Source organism: Oscillatoria nigro-viridis PCC 7112 (genome assembly GCF_000317475.1).
Taxonomy (GTDB): domain Bacteria; phylum Cyanobacteriota; class Cyanobacteriia; order Cyanobacteriales; family Microcoleaceae; genus Microcoleus; species Microcoleus nigroviridis.
On record NC_019729.1, the window covers coordinates 3,753,479 to 3,773,496 of the forward strand.

General features: G+C 47.5%; 12 protein-coding genes, 1 tRNA gene and 1 pseudogene. 6 read left to right on the top strand and 8 right to left on the bottom strand.

The window, feature by feature from the left end:
• The first annotated feature begins 474 nt into the window (after positions 1-474).
• The gene (locus tag OSC7112_RS39795) at positions 475-5,706 is read left to right on the top strand and encodes a beta strand repeat-containing protein (RefSeq protein WP_015176861.1); all 5,232 of its coding nucleotides are present in this window, start codon (positions 475-477) and stop codon (positions 5,704-5,706) included.
• Between the two features lie 146 nt (positions 5,707-5,852).
• Here the strand turns inward: OSC7112_RS39795 and cobA are convergent, their stop codons facing one another.
• From cobA to OSC7112_RS15915, 4 genes are all read right to left on the bottom strand, one after another.
• On the bottom strand, positions 5,853-6,674 hold the full coding sequence (gene cobA / locus OSC7112_RS15900; protein ID WP_015176862.1) for a uroporphyrinogen-III C-methyltransferase: 822 nt from the start codon (positions 6,672-6,674) through the stop codon (positions 5,853-5,855).
• A complete protein-coding gene (locus OSC7112_RS15905; RefSeq protein WP_190274430.1) occupies positions 6,671-7,411 on the bottom strand; it encodes a sirohydrochlorin chelatase in 741 nt (246 codons plus the stop codon). The genes cobA and OSC7112_RS15905 overlap by 4 nt, the downstream gene beginning before the upstream one ends.
• Positions 7,412-7,778: 367 nt before the next feature.
• Positions 7,779-8,462, bottom strand: coding sequence for a manganese catalase family protein (locus tag OSC7112_RS15910; RefSeq protein ID WP_015176864.1), 684 nt, complete (start codon positions 8,460-8,462; stop codon positions 7,779-7,781).
• A 196-nt stretch (positions 8,463-8,658) separates the two neighbouring features.
• Positions 8,659-10,194, bottom strand: a complete 1,536-nt coding sequence (locus OSC7112_RS15915; protein ID WP_015176865.1) for a serine/threonine-protein kinase — start codon at positions 10,192-10,194, stop codon at positions 8,659-8,661.
• Positions 10,195-10,910: 716 nt separating this feature from the next.
• Between OSC7112_RS15915 and OSC7112_RS15925 the strand changes: the two genes are divergently transcribed.
• From OSC7112_RS15925 to OSC7112_RS15945, 5 genes are all read left to right on the top strand, one after another.
• A tRNA-His gene (locus OSC7112_RS15925) sits at positions 10,911-10,983 on the top strand.
• A 182-nt stretch (positions 10,984-11,165) separates the two neighbouring features.
• Positions 11,166-15,470, top strand: a complete 4,305-nt coding sequence (locus OSC7112_RS15930; RefSeq protein ID WP_015176867.1) for an AAA domain-containing protein — start codon at positions 11,166-11,168, stop codon at positions 15,468-15,470.
• Entirely contained in the window at positions 15,448-16,338 is an 891-nt protein-coding gene (locus tag OSC7112_RS15935) for a hypothetical protein (protein ID WP_015176868.1), read from the top strand. The genes OSC7112_RS15930 and OSC7112_RS15935 overlap by 23 nt, the downstream gene beginning before the upstream one ends.
• Positions 16,339-16,465: 127 nt before the next feature.
• Positions 16,466-16,882 carry a XisH family protein gene (locus OSC7112_RS15940; protein WP_015176869.1) on the top strand — a complete coding sequence of 139 codons (417 nt, stop codon included), beginning with the start codon at positions 16,466-16,468 and terminating at the stop codon, positions 16,880-16,882.
• Complete coding sequence (locus OSC7112_RS15945; protein ID WP_015176870.1) at positions 16,870-17,205, top strand: XisI protein; 336 nt, start codon at positions 16,870-16,872, stop codon at positions 17,203-17,205. Before OSC7112_RS15940 ends, OSC7112_RS15945 begins: the two co-directional genes overlap by 13 nt.
• Positions 17,206-17,295: 90 nt before the next feature.
• Here the strand turns inward: OSC7112_RS15945 and OSC7112_RS41025 are convergent, their stop codons facing one another.
• From OSC7112_RS41025 to OSC7112_RS15960, 4 genes and pseudogenes are all read right to left on the bottom strand, one after another.
• Positions 17,296-17,535, bottom strand: a complete 240-nt coding sequence (locus tag OSC7112_RS41025; protein WP_051041517.1) for a hypothetical protein — start codon at positions 17,533-17,535, stop codon at positions 17,296-17,298.
• Between the two features lie 60 nt (positions 17,536-17,595).
• Positions 17,596-17,709, bottom strand: a pseudogene (locus tag OSC7112_RS42165) (hypothetical protein); the annotation flags it as partial.
• A 178-nt stretch (positions 17,710-17,887) separates the two neighbouring features.
• Complete coding sequence (locus OSC7112_RS15955; RefSeq protein ID WP_071883991.1) at positions 17,888-18,583, bottom strand: DUF3747 domain-containing protein; 696 nt, start codon at positions 18,581-18,583, stop codon at positions 17,888-17,890.
• A 434-nt stretch (positions 18,584-19,017) separates the two neighbouring features.
• On the bottom strand, positions 19,018-20,010 hold the full coding sequence (locus OSC7112_RS15960) for a ribose-phosphate pyrophosphokinase (protein WP_015176871.1): 993 nt from the start codon (positions 20,008-20,010) through the stop codon (positions 19,018-19,020).
• Positions 20,011-20,018: the final 8 nt, after the last annotated feature.

The window sequence follows — 20,018 nt, forward strand, 5'->3', positions numbered from 1 at the left end:
CGATCGTGACATTTGTCGGATGCGATCGACAAAGCTCAATTCGTACCTTGGTATTAGTTATCGAGCGGTAGTTATTAGTAATTATTGTTGGGAATCTGAGAAATTCAAATTTACGATCGCATGGGTTAAAGGAATTTAAAAATAACCAGAGTTTGGGATAGTGGGGTAGAGATTTCGGATCGCTTTGTCGGATCTGTAAATTTACGTAACAGTCGAGTGCGATACTTAAAAAATTAGCTATTTTTGACAGATAGACACAAATTATGTCAGGGCGATCGCGGATTGTGAAGTCAGGGTGACGAGCTTGTCATGGCTGAGTGTACGGATATTTGACCGATCGGCTCAGATTGTGAATACCAAGTAATAGGTTACAAAAAACTCAAACAGCAGGCTTCTCGAACAGAAACTCCAGATTTATTCAAGAAGTTGAGTTCTGTATTGTTTAAACCAAAGTAAAAGTATAGGGCAAAAATTATGACTACTTTCACCGTCACCAACGCCAACGACAACGAAAGCGATCCCGGTTCCCTGCGATATGCCATCAAACAGGCTAATACTCAAGCTGGCGCAGACACAATTATCTTCGACCCCCTATTCTTTGCCATACCCAGGACGATCGGCCTTTCAGCGCAACTAATCGTCAACGACAGCCTCACCATCACAGGTACTGGAGTCAACAACCTCACTATCAGCGGCGATGCCAACCAAAACGGCAGCAACGACGCTGGTGATGTCCGCCTTTTCTTCGTCAACCAAGGCACTGTCAACTTCCAGAACCTCACCCTGGCAAATGGTCGGGGAAAGGGTGGCGACGGTAGTGGCGGTGGCGCTGGTATGGGCGGTGCGCTGTTCATCAATGGCGGTACCGTCAGCGTCAATAACGTCACCTTCTCAAATAACCAGGCAGTTGGTGGCAATGGCATCAGTAGTGTCTTTGGTAGTGGCGGTGGCGGCTTTGGTGGCAGTGGTGGCAACGGCGGTTTTGGTGGTGGTGCCGGTGGCGGTAGCTTTGGTGGCAACGGTGGCAGCACCACTTTTACCAATTTTGGTGGTGGCGGTGGTGGCTTCATGAGCGGTGTCATCTCCACAGACGGAGGTACTACTAATAATGGCGGTAGCGGTACAGGCACCATATTTAGCGGCAATCCAGCAGGCAATGGTGGCAATGGTGTCAACGGTCCCTGGCAGGAAAATGGCGGTATCGGCGGTGGTGTTGGTGGGGGTGGTGGCGGCGGCGGTATTGGCAACATTGCGGGAAATGGCGGCAGTGGTGGCGTTGGCGGTGGCGGTGGCGGTGGCGGTGTAAGTGTGCCCAATTGGGGTGGTTTTGGCGGCACGGGTGGCGACTTTGGAGGAGGTGGCGGCGGGGGTTGGGGTACTGCTGGTGGCATCGGTGGAAGCGGTGGCTTTGGCGGTGGCGGTGGAGGTGGCGGTCGCGCTTTCGCTGAAGTCAGCACCAGTCCCTTCAACCTTGGCGGATCGGGTGGTAACGGCGGCTTTGGGGGTGGCGGTGGCGGTGGCGGCAGCAGCAGATTAGGTTCTGGCGGCATTCCGGGTAGTGGGGGAAGCTTCGGTGGTAAGGGTGGCAAGGGCGGTGACAACACCGATGGCTATGATTATTCTGGCGGTGGTGGCGGTGGTGCTGGACTGGGGGGTGCGATTTTTATTCGCAATGGTTCCCTTACTCTATTCAACAGTCGATTTCTGAATAACACCGCAACAGGTGGGTTAGGCCGTATCGTCGCTGCGACTTCCAATGCCAAGTCGGGCAACAACGGTCAGGGAAAGGGCGGGGCAATTTTTGCCGTGACTCCTGACCTCGCCAGTGCGGCTGGGGTGGCGCTAGCTCCAACGGTGACAGCGATTAACACTCTACCTACCTTCAACGGCAGCAGTGCGGGCAATTCTGCGGGAACTGCCACCGATAATAGCGATGTTTTTGGCAGCATCAGCGTTTCTGTCCTGCCTGATGCTGGAGTGACTTTTTTGGTGACAAATACCAATGACAGCGGGGCTGGTTCGTTGCGACAGGCAATGCTTAATGCCAACGCTCATCCCGGTGCAGATACGATCGCATTCCAAATTACCAATTTCATCCAGATTCCATTACCATTCCAGAAGCCGATCCTGATTCCGATCGCATTTACCAACCCTCAAACTATCAACCTGACATCTGCTTTACCGACAATTACAGATACCGTCACGATCGACGGTTGGAGTCAAGGCGGCCCCGGTTTCCAGGGTGCGCCGCGAATTGAACTCAACGGCGCGGCATCGAATTCACCGATCGGACTGGACATTCAGGCAAGCAATTCTGTTATCCGAGGACTGGCAATTAACAGCTTTTCCGGCGAGTCCGACAATGCGGCTGGCATCAAACTATCTAATGGTGCAGCCAAAAACTGGATTTATGGCAACTATATCGGCACCAATTTAACTGGCAATCTCGATCGCGGTAACAGTGGGGATGGTATCTCGATCTATCCCACCGCCGGAACCGAAAATCGCATCGGCACGAACGGCGACGGATTGAATGATGTTGCCGAACGCAATGTTATTTCGAGCAATCGAGGTAACGGAATCGCGATTAAAAGCAACTTTAAGGCGATCGACAATAAGTTAACAATTGTAGCAGGCAACTACATCGGCATCCAAGCAGATGGAGTCAGTCCCTCGGGCAATCTAGGCAACGGTGTCTTGATTCAAAATAATGCTAATAATACGATCGGCGGTATAGAACCGGGAACTGGAAATGCGATTGCTTACAACAATTTAGCTGGAATAGCTGTTAACTCTGGCACTGGGAATGGCATTTCAGGCAATAGTATTTTCAACAATAATGGTTTGGGCATTGACTTAGCAAATGATGGAGTCACCCCTAACGATCTAAACGATACTGACACGGGTGCTAACAACCTCCAAAACTTTCCCGCCATCACTTTTGCCCACTCAAATGGCAAGAAAACTGAGATTCAAGGCACTCTCAATAGCACTCCAAATCAACAATTCCGGCTGGAATTCTTTGCTAACTCCAGTCTCGACCCAACTGGCTTTGGTGAAGGCAAAACATTCCTCGGTTCTACGATTGTCACTACGGACGGTAGCGGTAAAAATAGTTTCAACTATACCTATGGCAGTTCCCTACCCGTCGGTCAATTTATTACAGCAACGGCGATCGATCCTGCTAATAATACTTCGGAATTTTCTAAGGGATTTGCGATCGCCAACCGATCGCCTGTAGCAGCAAACGACAGCGCGATCGCCGATCGCAAAAATCCAGTCAATATTAACGTCCTGTCCAACGACAGCGACCCCGATGGCGACCCTCTGACGATCGGCATTGTTACCAATCCGGTGAATGGAACGGCAGTCGTTAATAATAACAACACGCCGGACAATCCCAATGATGATTTTATTACTTATACTGCCAATCTCGGATTTAATGGTGGCACAGAGAGCTTCAGCTATCAAGTCAGTGACGGTCAAGGGGCTACAGCAACAGCTAATGTCAACTTGACTTTCTCTGCCTCACCACCACCCACTCCGCCACTCCCGCCCACTCCGCCACTCCCGCCCACTCCGACATTGCCCACTCCGTCATTCCCGCCCACTCCGCCACTCCCACCCACTCCGCCACTCCCGCCCACTCCGACACCCTCTCCCACTCCGACACCCACTCCGTCATTCCCGCCCAATCCGACATTTCCCACTCCGTCATTCCCGCCCAATCCGACATTTCCCACTCCGTCATTCCCGGGCAATCCGACATTGCCCACTCCGCCATTCCCGGGCAATCCGACATTCCCGCCATCTCCGACACCGACACCCTCTCTCTCAGTCCCCCCTCTCTCGATCGCAAACCAGCCGCCGATCGCAGCGGGCGACAGTGCGATCGCCAATGCTGGCAGCGCGATCGATATCGATGTTTTGGCTAACGATAGCGACCCCGACGGCGACCCGCTGACTCTCAGCATTTTCAAGACTTCAGACAACGGCAAAGCAGAAGTCAGGCACAACGGTACGCCCGACGATCCGAAAGACGATTTCGTCGCCTACACCCCCAATCCCAACTTCAGCGGGCCGGATGTGTTTGTCTATCAAATCTCAGACGGTAAGGGAGGTACTGCTGTTACCAAAGTAGAAGTGACTGTCGATCCCAACAGATCGCCGATCGCATCTGGGGACGCTGCGACTGTAAATGCTGGCAGCGCGATCGATATTAACGTCCTCGCCAATGACAGCGAACCGGATGGCGACCCCCTGAACCTCAGCATTTTCAGGGCCGCAAGCAACGGTAAAGCAGAAGTCAACAACAACGGTACGCCGGACAATCCACAAGACGATTCCATCACCTACACTCCCAATCGCGACTTTAGCGGGGATGATATCTTTTTGTATCAAGTCTCAGACGGTAAGGGAGGTACGGCTGTTACCAAGGTTGAGGTGACAGTTAAAGCAGTCAACAAATTGCCGATCGCGAGCGCAGATAGTGCGATCGCAAATCAAGACTCGGCGATTGCGATCGATGTTTTGTCCAACGACAGCGATCCAGATGGCGATCCGCTGACTCTCAGCATTGCCACCAATCCGTCTCATGGTCAGGCTTTGGTGAAAAATGGCATACCGGGCGCGGCGATCGGTGATTTCATCCTTTATACCCCCAATCCTAACTTCCACGGCGCGGACTATTTAACTTATCAAGTCAGTGACAGTCAAGGAGGTACGGCAACAGCTAAGGTCAACCTCACCGTCAATCCGGTTAATACAAACCCCCCGATTACCCCTTTGATTCTCAGCGGTACTCCCGATCCAGATACACTGATGGGCGCGGACGGCGACGACACCATCAAAGACGACGGCGCGGATGATTTCATTGATGGCCAGGGCGGCAATGACCTCATCAACGGCGGTTTAGGCAATCTCGATCGCATTTTCGGCGGAACTGGCGACGACACCATTACCGACCCCGACGGCGTAAATGATGTTCGAGGCGGTGTTGGTAATGACAGCATCAACATCACCTTTGCTGAAACCTGGGACAACAACACCAATCCCAACGATGCACCGAGTTCCGAGGACAAAATTATCGGCGGCATCGGTAACGACAGCATTACTATTACCATGAACGACTTTCGCTTCTTTATCAACATCAAGGGCGATGAAGCTGCGAGTTCCAATTCTGATGGTAATGATGTAATTAACTTGTTGGGAACCTACGCCAATTCAGTTGTTGACATGTCCGGTGGCGACGACACATTTAATGGTGGCTTAGGTGATGACAGTGTTTCCGGTGGCGATGGCAATGATACGCTGATTGGTGGCGATGGCAACGACCAACTTGCAGGGAATGCAGGCAATGACTTTCTAACTGGTGGTGATAGTCAAGATCGGTTTATTTTTACATCGAACAGTGCTTTTAATACTGCTGATTTTAGGAGCGATCGCGTTGCTGATTTTACCATTAGTACCGATCAAATTCTCTTAGGTCAAACTGCATTCGGAGCAATTACTTCTGCTCAGATTGGCTTTGTAAATAGCGATTTAGAAGTAGAAACCAGCACGGAATTAATTGTTTACAGTCGCGCCACGGGCCACTTATTCTTCAACCAGAATGGGGCACAATCTGGTTTGGGAACGGGTGCGCTATTTGCCACGCTTGACGATACCCCGTCCCTGACAGTCAGCGACTTCCAGATTGTTGCTTAATATCATGTCCTGGCGATGGCAGACAATCAGAGAGAGCGATCTTAAATCCGTTAGCATCGGAATTATTTACATCTCTTTTCTCTGACTCTGTGCTCTCTGTGTACTCTGCGGTTTAATTATTCCGATGCAACTGGAGTGGATATATCCTATTTTCCCGCTTGTTCTACAGTTTGATAAACAGGGCGACATCCAGACAATAAGCCGTGCAAATTGACGACATTTCCGATTACTGCGATCGCAGGTGCTGCAAATCCGACCGCCTCAACTTGCTCTACAATTGTACCCAAAGTCCCGATCAATTCTTCTTGTTCCGGCCGCGTTCCCCAGCGCACTAATGCTACGGGCGTTTCTGGACTCAATTCGGCTGCTGTCAACTGGCCGATAATGTAAGGCAAATTGTGGATTCCCATGTATACTACAATGGTTTCGGAGCCGCAGGCGATCGCCTGCCAATTTACCTCCGGTCGATATTTTCCCGCTGATTCGTGACCGGTGACAAAGGTGACAGAGGAACTGTACGATCGGTGTGTTAAAGGAATTCCCGCATAAGCAGGGGCCGCAATCCCAGAAGTTACGCCGGGGACGACTTCTACTGACACTCCAGCTTTTACCAACTCTTCCATTTCTTCACCGCCGCGGCCGAAGATAAACGGATCGCCGCCTTTGAGACGAACTACGATCGCACGATCTCCAGCTTTTTCTATCATTAACTGAGTTGTTTCATCTTGCATTAACGAGTGGCGGCCTTTGCGTTTCCCGGCATCAATTCGTTCTGCTTGGGGGTTGATTGCTGCCAAAATTTGAGGGCTGACTAAAGCGTCGTAAATCACCACATCGGCACACTCTAACAGAGCTTTTCCCTTCAAGGTCATTAAACCCGGATCTCCGGGCCCCGCACCTACTAAATACACTTTTCCTAAAGACATTTTTCTTTCTTCCTTTACCTCTTCTGTGCCTCTGCGGTTCATTTTTGAATTAAATTCCCAATTAAGTCTGCTAATTGTACACTTGGCCCTAGAGGATTTGCGAGATGAAGTTCCGCCGCAGGAAATTGCTGCTTTAGCTGTGCGACATTTTTGGCGATCGCATCTGTAATTCCTCCATTAAATAAGAAGTATGGCACAATTCCTATTTGCTGCTGTCCACCACGAACCAAACTGTCTATTTGCTCTTCCAAACTCGGCTTTACCGACCAATAAGCTGTCAGCGCACCGAGTTGGCTGGCGATTTCCTCAACTGTCGAGTTACCTCCGGGCCGACGGCTGCCGTGAGATAATAAAATCCATTTTGGCGGTAGCAGATTGGGGAGAAAAGTCACCTCTTCCATCTGACTTTTTACCAATTTTGTTAAGCCTGCTTCCTGGGAACCTAAATGCGGGCGCAATGAAATTTTTAGCTTGTCACCAAAAGCTTGTTGGGCAATTTCCACCTCTGCCGGTATGTCTTCGGCGACGTGAACTCCCGGCAATAAAAATACAGGCAGGATTTGCAATTGTGTCAGTCCCAGCGACAGGGTACGTTCGCCAAAACTGCAAATTTGTTCGTGCAGCGGTGCGGGCCCGAGTTCTAAGGTGGCAGTTGCTACTGCGGGGAACGAGTCAGCCCAATTTTGAGACAGCAGTTGACCGAGGTTTTCCAAAGCTTGTTGGGGTCTGGGGTCGCGGCTGCCGTGAGAAACTAATAAATAAGTCGATCGCAATTTCAATATAGATTTGATGTTAATGTTCGATCCGGATTTCAAATAATTATAACACCGTTGGGCGCGTGACTTGAAAAATACTCTAAGCTGTCGCGCATTTAAATTGTATATTCTCCGCGGGCTCATAGGCCCACCCCACAAGACTTTGATTTTTTTGACATAGAATTTAAAGGCCGCAACAGCTTACCCTCAGCCCGAAAATCCGAGTCACGCACCTCTAACAACTAAAGCAAAGTACCCGGCTTGAAAATTACTCAACACAGGGCTTAAATCTTCTAAGCCGCCAACCTTACAAAAGAAGGTGGGCGGCTTAAAAATTACTTAACACTGCGCTTAAATCTTTACTCGCCACACAGGTAACACAACTCTCAAATTAACCTTTGGGAGCGGGATCGGCAATGTATTTAAAAGTAGGTTCCGAGTTCCAAGGGCCGCGTTCGTCCTTGCCATTAGTTGACAAGTTAAAGTATAGATCTACAGTGGAATCTGGGGGAATATTGCCGAACATCGGATCGGTGAGTTTACCCAGCGCTTCCAGAGCTTTCATGAACATTTCAGTGTGAGAAATTTCGCGAGTCAGCAGAAAGTGCAGGGTCTTTTTCGTTCCCGTATCCGGTGCTAGTTTAATCAACTCTTCGTAGGTTTGGCGAGCTCCTGCTTCCGCACCGATATTAGCGCGCAAATCGCGCACCACATCGCCGCCTTCGTTGACATAAGCACCAGTCCAAGCTTGACCTTGGCTGTCCAACAAGTGCGGGCCTACACCGCGCACGGCAAACAAAGTGCTTTTATAAGCTTCTGTTTGGTCAACGTTTTTGGTGTGCATTTCGATGAGTTTGCCCACCATTTCTAAGTGGCTGAATTCTTCTATTGCAATATCTTGGAGCATATCCTTAATCCCTGCATCTTCACAGTGAAAGGACTGCACCCAGTATTGCAAAGCTGCTGTCAGTTCTCCTGTTGCTCCGCCAAACTGTTCTAGCAGCAATTGGGCAAAACGGGGGTTGGCTTCGTCTACTGTCACCGCAGCCATTAATTGTTTTTTGTGAAAAAACATGGATCGATACCTCTGTTTAGTTCGGTTGTTAAAGTCTAAAGGATCGCAGACTTTATCTGTGTTCGCCTTCAGAATCCATTGTGCGACAAGCGATCGCACCGAGCCTCGGTCAATGGATACATCTAGCGCGACAAATTTCTCTGCTTTCAGGTAGAGTTTAAATTTAAATTTTTACTTAGTTATTCGGGAGACTAAATTACAATTTAGGAGCAGCATTATTGTCGCACTCGGTTAATTTTGCTGACATGGCATCGAGGTGCCGCAGCCACTGAATGCCGCCAACCCAACTGCGAGAGGGGAGGTGTCCGATTGGTGCTTGCTGACTAAATTTAATCTGCCCTAAAGTATTAGCAGAATTGTAGGTTTGCCAGTTGACCCGATCGCAAAATCTGATATAGTCTCCCTTAACGCTTTCGTAAATCTGCTTTTGGACGCTGAAGCCAAACCGACCTTGACTGTAGTGCAGCCACAGGCGATCTAGTGTTTGCAAATCTTCGCAGGGTATCTGGTAAATTTGGCTAATTTCTAGCTGAGTTCCCAGTGGCTGGGAAAGAGATTGACACATCAAGCCCCAAGTTTCGCGATCGGCTTCTTTCCACTTTTTGTTTGACAAATAATCACGCAGTTTGGTATAATCAACTCCGCGTGCAGAAATCATAGTCGGATAGATATTTGAAGTATTTGAAGTAACAGACAAGGAAAAAGTTTCTGCGGAATTGGCGACGGCATTTGTGGGTAAAATCGGAGAATCAGGAGTTGGTAGCGCGCTGATATCGGCGGAGTTGTCGCTATTATTAAGAGCAGGAGCGATCGGCTTTTCGGGCGAAACCAAATTTTGATGGCGAATATCTAAAGCTGCTTGGATATCGTCCAAAACTTCCGCAGCAAAACTGTACCGCTGAGTGAGACGAGTTTGCAGCAATTTATCTAAAATTTCACCTAACTCGTCGCTAATACTCGTGGTTTTGGGGAGAAACTCGCGCCACCACCAGCGCTCGCTGTTGCAGTCGTACATATCCAAAGGAGGAACTTGCGTCATCAGGCGAATGCAAGTAACCCCTAAACTGTAAAGGTCGCTAGCAGGAAATACTTTGCCGCGCATTTGTTCGGGAGCTACATAATCTTGACTGCCGATGAGCGTTGCTGGACGGAGTATTGCTGTATCAGTCAGCAGTTTGGCAATGCCGAAATCGATCAATACGAGTTTGTTGTCCGACTGTCGGCGGATAATATTTTCTGGTTTGATGTCGCGGTGAACGACGCGCTTGTCGTGGATAAATTGCAGCACGGGCAATAAGTCTTGCAGCACTTGCCAAATTTGATTTTCATCGTATACACTTTTGTCTAATTCTTGTTTAAGAGTCTGCCCCTCTATAAACTCTTGAACTAAATAAATATGACCTTCTTGTTCAAAGCAGGCTAATAATGTGGGGATTTGCGGGTGTGTTCCGAGTTGGTCTAAACGGACGGCTTCTTGGCGAAATAATTCAACGGCTTTGTTGAAAATTTCGGGATCGCGGTCGTAAAAATAAAATTGCTTGACTGCACAGCGGGGTAGAGATGGGATGTCTTCATCAATTGCTAGGAAAGTTTTACCAAATCCGCCTCTACCTAAAAGTTCAATCGGGCGATATCGCTGTCTCAGCAACAGGTTAAAGCCGCAGTTTAAGCAAAATTTGGCGGTGTTGGAGTTTTGAGGATTTTGACATTCTGGGTTGACACAGTAGCTCATATGATTTTAAATTTTATATTGCGGACAAGACTTTTTTTTTAAACGAACCGCGAAGACGCGAAGCTGCGCGAAGAAATAGGGAAAAGAGAAGAGAGAGAATAGGGATGGTTGATAACTCATGCAGTGTGGAATAAGCTGTCCCGCTTCTGGCGTTGTATTTTTCGGGTGGGCGGGACACCCCACAAGCATTTCATCTGAGATTTTGCAGCATTCTCAATCAAGCTTATAGGGGGGGCTAGAAGATCCCACCCTATAAGAAATTCATTCTTCGCTTCACAGGCATCTTGCCTGTTAAGCGAGAATGGTGCAAGATGTGAGTTTTATCAAACTGGACTTTAAAATTTAGATGCGCCTGGGCTGATAAGGCTATTTTAATGCGCTGGATCGAATCGGGACGCTGCCCGATCGGCCGAACCCAGGCCGCGTGACCGAAACCATCGAGGATACAAGCCCCCGGATTCATCTCGCGCAAGTCAATGCTTCAATTCTTGAATCTAAAATCTAAAATCGCGCAATCGATTGACTGCTGGGGGGGATAATTGCCGATCGCACAGGCCGATCGCGCAGAGCGAAAATTGTGCTAAACTCTTACTGTGCTTGGAACTTGAGGCACAATCGATCTGTCCGGTTCAGGGACGCTCAGAAATATTTCAAAATATTTTTGCCTTACCCCTAGACTTGTGCTGAGATCTGATGCTATAGTTAAAACTGATATGGCGAGCGTAGCCAAGTGGTTAAGGCAGTGGTTTGTGGTACCACCATTCGTGGGTTCAAGTCCCATCGTTCGCCCTTTTGATTATAAACTGTTTAATTCGATCGCCCGTTGCCTGTACGGTAATTTGCGATGGTCGTAGGGTGTGCATTGCACACCTTAATCTTTTTTGGGATGTCGCGGTTCTGTCGGCACAAGTTCCGATGTGCTAATCTTAAATCCAATCTAAAATCTAAAATCTAACATCTAACATCAAAATATGCCATCTTTAGTAACAGAAGATTGGGGATATAAATTTAGTGGCGATCGCACAATTAATAAATTTATTCGAGATATAGAAGGAGAAGCGGCTTTAGGGAAATATTGCGATTGGGAATGCAAAGAACGTGCGGAAATTCTGATGTCGGAGATAGCTGGCAAATCCCACAATCTTTTCTACGTGCGCCGCCAAAAGGTAAATGAGAGATTTTCTGAAGAAGAAATCTGGGAATTGTTGCTTGCTACGGATGGAGATGATTTTGAATTACCCGAATTGTTGCAAAAAGCAGATCGCACTTTGCGGTTGTTAGCAACTGTACGCTGTGAAGACGGAATCGGCGGTTTAAAACTGCTGGATGCTGGTTTGGTGGCGGTTCCCAGAGGGAGGAAAGATGGGTATGCTTTGCCGGTTCAGTTGCGACTTTTGGCTAACAGTAGATCGCCAATTCCGGTAAAGTCGATCGCCCGCGTCCAACAAATGCCATTTTGGGACGACAGGCACATACCAACTGCGGAACAACTAAAAGTTTGGCACACTTTTTTAAATGTGGAAAAACGCATCGCGGAAGCGCGTCAATTTTGCGTGCCTTTCCGAGGACACAATTACGGTTCCGGCTTTAAAATCGTCACTTTTGAAATCGATCGCAATTCCGCAACTCTTGACGGCTACGATGAAAACTCCTTAGAATTGGGCGACTTTCGCGAAAGGCTGAAAAAAGCCAGAAATGAAGAAATTATCCTGTTTGATTCGCCGCCCGGAAGCCGAAGCAGCCGAGATGGAGAGACATTAGGCAGCATCGCCGAAATTGACTTTGAACATAGTAAATTACGCATTAAGTTAGATGTTGATTTAGGCGATCGCATGGCGGGCGGCAGATATCAACTGCCCAAACAAGGATTCTTGTATTTTGAGGCGGCGGGCGATATCAGTCAGATCGAACGCAAGAAAAAAGCTTTAAAAATGCTGACTGACGGGCGCGCTCAAAATCCATATTTGAGTGAGTTTTTATTCGACTCTTCTCAGGCGAGACTGCCCGAAAAACTGATTAAATTGGATAGAGAAAACTTATTAAATCGCAATGCTAATGAAGACCAACTTGCCGCCGTAGAAACGGTGCTTTCGGCGCGGGATTTAATTTTGATTCAAGGGCCGCCGGGAACTGGCAAAACGACTGTGATTGCGGAGATTTGCTATCAAATTGCCCGTCAGGGTGGCAAAACGCTCATTGCTTCCCAAGCAAATTTGGCTGTAGACAATGCTTTGAGTCGGTTAGTGCACAATCCGGCGATTCGGGCTTTGCGGAAGGGAAAAGCTCATAAGGTGCAGGAAGAAGGGCAGCCGTTTTTAGAGGAAAATGCGATCGGCACTTGGCTGCAAAATACGGCGGCTGACTGCGAACAAAAGCTCTCGCAGCGCCTGACTAATGTCAAATCTTTGCGGCAGTTGGTGGCAGACTCAGATCGATTTACCGCCTACTTTGCCGCCGAGAAAGATTTTTTTAATCAACTAAAACACCTGCACGACAGTAAAGCAAATATTGAGGAAAAGTGCAGCCAGCAAGCAACAAATCATGAACTGATTTTAACCGAAAAAAGCGAGATTGAATCTCTAGTTAGCGGGCTAGAAAATCTGCTGGATGCGCCTAATGTCAACTGGGAATCTCCAGAAGTTGCCGAGTTTATGCCCAGACTAAAACCATATTCAGAAGGCAATGTTTTAGTAGAAAACTTGATGGCAAATGTTCGGATTGCCGCTAGCAATGCTACTCAAATTGGGTTCAATCGCCCTGCTTGCGGCGCGTTTGGGATTGCGGTTTGGCTGCAGGAAACTGTAGCAGCCCAAATATCGGAATTTAAGACAGCATTCGATCGCGCTGATGATGTTTGTCACGCTATGTCAACGGTTGCAGAGTCGTTGCGGGTGTCGCGGCAGATGTCTGAGGCTGTGAATCAACTCGAATTGGGCGATCGGCAAAATCAGACACACCGCCACAATCTCGAACAGAAAATCAAGAATTTGGAACTGCGAAAAGCGGAAATTGCAGCCGTTGTCGTCGCCGTTGCACAGTGGATCGAGACGGCGGATACGAAACTCTATGAAGTTGTGAAATCTTGCTGGGAAACGGGCGCAATGCTGACGGATGATATGGTAGAATTGCCGCCAGGATTGCTGAAAATTGCCCGATCGCTCAAATTGCCGATCGTGCCGCCCAAATGCAAAATCAATTTGCCCGATTTGGATCGGTTGCAAAAGGCGATATCCCACGAAGAAAGCGCAGGTTTTAAGGACATACAAGGGCAACAGTTCCGGTTTAGCGAGTTTTTGCACCTAAATTTGAGTCAAACGCCGATCGTACTCTCTGCGGGCGATCGTACACAGTGGCAGCAACTAGCCAAAGACTTCGCCAGCTATTCCCAAATCAGCCCAAGTCAGCGCAAATTTATCATCGAAAAAGCTCGCACTTTCTTAGGTAGCATTCAACAATTTTACAGTCAATCCTTGCAGCCAAATCAGATTCAGGCTACCTTCGATCGCCTAGTCAAAGAATTGCTGCACAGTATCCTCGCCAATGCCCGTCAGTGCGTAGTTCCCCTGAAAACCGAAACCGAACAGCAGCTTATAAAACAGCAACAGTTATTAGATAAAATCGGTCAAACCTTAAACCAGCAGCAAATATCCGCCGCTAAACTTCAGGTAGAAACAGCGCAGCAAGAAGCAAACTTAAAAATTAGCGAAGTTACTAATTTGTTGCAAGCAATAGTCCGACAGCCAAACGTACCTGAAAAGTTGCGGATTTTATCCGAACAATATCTCGCCCAAAAATCGAATATTTGGGAGCAACCGCAGCAGTTTGTCAAGCAAGTTGAGGCTTGGAAAGCAAGCGCGATTCAGCTTGAAAAATCAATTGCTGACATAGACCCTTTTGGGGTTTTGGAAACAATCAAAACCACTCTTGACGAGCATTTATCCCCGCTGCAAACTGCGGCGGCAACTTCGCAGCAGCAACTCGCCGAACTTCAAAAAGAATTGAGCGAAATTAACGCTCAACTGCAACAGCAGCAACCAACAGCAGCATTGCTTGCTGAGAGAAATTGGTGGGAGTCAGCATGGCAAACTATCCCGACTCAATACCAGCCAGAAGTTCCGAATACAGGATTGTTCAGCGCACCTTTTTTAAACAAAATTAAGCGTTTGTTCAAAACTTGGCAGCGGAAATTAGAACAAGAAGAAACAGCCCTAAATCGTTCTCAAACGTTTGTGACAGATTGGATTGACAAACTCCGCAATCCATCAGAAAAAGACCGCAACGATTTAAAGCAAATTTATATCGACAATGCCAACGTGATCGGCATTACTTGCGTGCAAGCTGCCAGTTTCGATTTTACTAAAAACTTTCCCAGCTTTGATGCAGTCATCATTGACGAAGTTAGCAAATGCACTCCCCCAGAGTTATTAATTCCCGCTTTGAAAGGCAAAAAGTTAGTATTAGTGGGCGATCACCGGCAATTGCCGCCGATGTTTAATCAAAGTACGATCGACGATATTGCCGAAGACATCGGCTGTACCGGAGACGAATTAAGTTTTATCAAAGAATCTTTGTTCAAAGTGTTGTTTGAAAATGCCAGCGACAGCATCAAAAAAATGCTGACAACTCAATACCGAATGCACCCGCAAATTATGGGCGCCATCAATCAGTTTTACCAGCAAAAGCTCAACTGTGGCATTCAGGAAGCAGACACCAAACGCGCCCACAACCTCGCAGGTAGAATCATTCAAGAAAACAATCACATCCTGTGGGTTAAAACGCCGATCGGACAAGGGTTTGAAGAGGAAAAACAGGGTACTTCCCGGTTGAATGTCAAGGAGATTGATGCGATCGAGCGTTTGTGCGAACAAATGGAGATAGCTTGGCAGCCCAAAGTTGCCGACGGTGAACCGCCGAAAGAAATCGGAATTATCACTTTTTATGCTGCTCAATTAAATGCAATTAAAGACAGAATCGAAGGCGAAAGATTCCCTGCTTTGAGCATCCGCACTGGTACGGTTGACATATTCCAAGGCATGGAAAGACCTGTAATTATTGTCAGCACAGTGTGCAATAATGTTAGGGGCGATATTGGATTTGCTAAGGAACCGGAACGGGTGAATGTGGCATTTTCCCGCGCTCAAGAATTGCTGGTAGTTGTCGGCTGCCACGATTTATTTACCCAACAAACAGGTACAGTGGGAAAAATGTATCAGGAAGTTTCAAAAACGGTGCGTCACTGCGGAGGTTTTGTAGATGTTTCTAGCGTCCTCAACTAAACCAATAGACTCGAATTTAAGTTCGCTAGCAGAACAAATTGAGCAACAAAATCCGGGCTTGTCTGTGTTGGCGGCGCGTCAATTCCGCTTCGCAATCCGGCAAACTCCGCTGGAGGTGGCGATTAGCGAACCGCGCCAGTTTAACGTGTTGGAAGAGTTCATTTTGCGGGCGGGTGTTGAGTTTGAACCTGCGCCAACTTTGAAGGAATTGGCGGATTTGCTGGGGTTGGACGAGATTTTTGTGAAGACTGCGGCGGCGACTCTGGTTAGTTTGGAAAGCTTGGAGGTGGCTGAAAATGGAAAAATTGCGATCGCCCCGCAAGGCAGAGATTTTTTCGATCAAGGTGCGGTTAGTCGATCGCAAATTCAATCAATTTATGCCATTTCCGATCCGCTGAATCAAACTCTTACCTTTAAATTCGATGCTTTAGCCGCAGAATCGGTCAACTTGCCCGATTTAGCAGATTTAGTATCGCTCGAACATAAAATTACTGACTTGGCGGATTTAAGTATAGCAGAAATCCAGCCGTTAATTCAAGCTTCCGGCTTAGGAATTCACGTCCCAGAAAACGGCAAAATTGTCTCTAAGTGCGATGTCATCGGCGACGATTTAGATATTTGGCAAACAGTCTCGATTTTTGTGTTGTTAGATGCGATCGAAAATAAAACTACTATTCAAGCCAGGCAGGGAAAACAAATATTAGAAACCGCATCAAACCGACTCAACGAACTTGAATCCCAGCAAAAACTTTCCTTGAACGACTTGTGTAAAGTAACCCCAGACATCGCACAGCAAGAATCAGAGACAATCCCCGTCCAGAAAACTGCTAAAAAGCCATCTAAGAAGAAACCCAAGAAAACGATATGATAAGCACTACAGTCCCGCTCGACTTAAAAATTAAAACTCTTTAGAAAATTAGGATGATACCAATTGACAATATACCGCAATTTCGGTATAATTAATAGTTATTTGCAGTCGCGCTGAGATTGTGTCTGTGTCTGCCAAAGATACCTTCCACGAATCCGTAAAACGGGCCCTTCAAAAAGAACAGTGGGTGATTACTGCCGATCCACTAAAGTTTAAGTTTGGTAATGTTAACTTTCAGGTCGATTTGGGAGCAGAAAGGCTAGTCGCAGCGGAGCGAGGTGGGGAGAAAATTGCAGTAGAAATCAAAAGCTTCCTCAATTCCTCTGCGATTACAGACTTTTATGCTGCATTGGGCCAATTTCTAAGTTATCGGCTTGCCTTGGCATCGGTTGAACCCAATCGCAAATTGTACTTGGCAGTTCCATTTGAAGTGTATAGAACATTTTTTCAGTATGAGTTTACTCAAATGGCGGTACAACAGTATCAGGTGTTGCTAATCGTATACGATCCAACAAATGAGGTAATTGTGCAATGGACAAACTAGCTCAATATCGTCAATACGTTCAGACATTAATCACCCGTTATGCCGAAGATGATGTTTCCGATGATGAAGTCGAAGTACAACTAATCTTAGACACAGAACGAGATCATTATCAGTGGATGAATGTCGGCTGGGAACACTTAACCCGGATTTATCGAAGCATCATTCACATTGACATCAAAGATGGAAAAATCTGGCTCCAGCAAAATTTGACAGACCAAAATCCTGCCGAGGAATTAGTTGAAATGGGAGTACCGAGAGAGGATATTATTTTGGGATTGCAACCCCCATACAAACGGCCGTATACTGATTACGGTGTAGCGTAAAATGTCCAGCTAAAAAAACAGAATACTCAGATACCCGACTTCGCCAAAGTTGTCGGGTATCTAATTCGCTCTACTAAGCGTTAACGCATTTCAGCATCCGCCAAGTAGCCGCCGCGTCATTGCGCTTTGCAGAATCATTCGGATCAAACCATCGCCAATTTCGTTAACAGTGGCAGCAACAGAACAATAAGAAGACATTTGAGTAATAATAGAAGCAGCCCAATAATTCTGAATGTCTGAAAAAGTTTTAGACGGCTCTTTAGCAACTAAATTCGGCTGCATTCCCCGCGCCGACAAACCAAATTCCGCCGCTCGACGGGGCACCGCCATCAATTCAGCGCGAGTGACGAGCTGCGTAGGTTTAAATGTTCCATCTTGATAGCCGCTAACTATCTTGTTGTCCCGCGCAAATAGAATTTTTCCGACACTCCAGCGGGAAATATCAACGTCGCTATAGGGACGGATAGAAACATGACTAGGAAATGTGATATTAGCACCTTGTATTCATTTCAAGAATTCCCAAACTAAAGATACCAATTGCTCTCTGGTAACAGCAAGTTGCGACCGCAAAGCATTATCTTGAGAAAACCGGGCTACAAACCCAAAGCCCACAGCTTCTTTAATTTCGGAAGCGTGGATATCATCGGTTGCTATCTCCGAATTGTAGAAAAGCGAGTATTGCCTACGGTATTGGTATTTCCTGCGGTATTGGCTGCGGTGTTGCCTGCGGTATTGGTATTGGTATTGGTATTGGTATTGGCTGCGGTGTTGGCTGCGGTATTGCTTCGGTATTGCCTCCGGTATTGCCTCCGGTATTGCCAATTTCTAGCGGTGCGGGTTGATTGGTAGTGAAATAAAAGTGACCTAATATTCGACCTTGATAAGCTCTTTTACTCAAGTGCCAAGCAGGATCGAGAGTGATTTTCATGAAGTCCTTAACATCGCCATTTGTGCGGCCGATAATCACCGATTTTCCTTGGTAATCTACCGGGGTTCCCATTAGTAGAACATTGCCATCAACACTTTCCAAACTAAGGGTGTATTTTAATGCTAAATCGGTGCCGGCCATGCGAATTGAAAAGCCGTTGCTGTCTGTGGCGCGGCCACAAATACCGGTGAAATCAAAAGTAACTAATAAGGGATCGACTTTCACGGGATTAGAGCCGCTTTCGCTCCAGCACTTCCGCTTGTCAGATACTTGTTCTACAATTAGCAATTGGTAGCCGCCGTAAGGGCGGGGTTGGGCGATGACAATTACTCGGTCTTGGTTAATTTCGGTTTCGTCAAAAGTAAATGCTTTAGCCGAACCGATCGCGCCCAGTGTTAAAATTGCTGAACCTGCCAGTGCGGCGAGTGTTCGTACAAGTGAATGTTTCATGATTTTTCCCTATTGGCTCCTTATGGTGATGAGACTTATCTAGAATATAAAAAAGTCGTCCTCTTCCAACAACAAGATAGAATTTTACCATCTCTTGTTCCGGTGGTACCAAGTGCGATCGATCGCCGAGCGTCACCTTGGTTCGTAGTGAGAACCACAGTCCGAGCGAATTTTTATGAGGAGTTTAGTCCTCACTACAAACTTACAACCGTTATTTTACCGAGGAACTTGATAAGTTGCGCGGTCTTTAAATTGTATTTTCCGGGCGGGCGGGACGCCCACTCCACAAGAATTTGATGGGACTTGAGAGTAAAATTTAGATGCGCTTGGGCTGATTACTTGCGGGAAACGATCGCACTATTGGGCAAAAAAACGGTGCGTTACACTCTTGTTAACGCACCCTAAAACAAACATTCAAAAAGTATCTTTCCTGTCTAGCGGAACATACTGCTAACAGAACTATCTTCGTGAATCCGCCAAATAGTTTCTCCGAGCAAATTCGCGACAGAAAGCACAGTCAACTGCTGAAAACGGTTCTCTTCAGGCACAGGAATTGTATTCGTAACAATTACCTCTTCCAAAATCCCGCTAGACAAACGCTCGATCGCCGGAGCGGAAAACACCGCATGAGTAGCACAAGCATAAACTTGCCTCGCACCCTCGCGGCGCAACAATCTCGCACCTTCAGAAATCGTGCCGGCAGTATCGATCATGTCGTCCACCAACACGGCCGTTTTGCCCTTGACATCACCGATGAGGTTCATCACTTCTGCCACGTTGTGAGCTTGACGGCGCTTGTCAATAATTGCCAGGGGAGCATCGCCAAGCTTTTTGGCAAAAGCTCTCGCCCTAGCGACTCCGCCAACATCCGGCGAAACCACAACAATATCCGTCAATTGCTTGCTCGCCAGATAATCCAAAAGCACCGGCGAACCGTAAACGTGATCGAAAGGAATGTCAAAATAACCTTGAATCTGAGCCGAGTGCAAATCCATCGCCAAAATGCGACCTGCCCCAGCTTCCGTAATCAAATTAGCCACTAATTTTGCAGTAATCGACTCTCTTCCGGCCGTTTTGCGGTCAGCCCTAGCATATCCGTAATAGGGAATGACAGCAGTAATTTGTCTGGCCGAAGCGCGGCGACAAGCATCGATCATAATTAACAATTCCATGAGGCGATCGTTTACCGGACAGCAAGTTGGCTGAATCAAGTAAACATCGCAACCCCGAATCGATTCTTGAATTTGAACGTAGAGTTCCCCATCAGCAAACCGCTTGCGAACCATCGGCCCCAAATCAATCCCCAGATAGCGAGCCACCTCTTGGGCGAGGGGAATATTAGCAGAACCGGAGAACAGCCGCAGACGGTCATGAGCGGAAATTGGCGGCTCGGGAAGCGGAAGCGGTAAAGTAGCAGAACGGATCACAGCAGGCC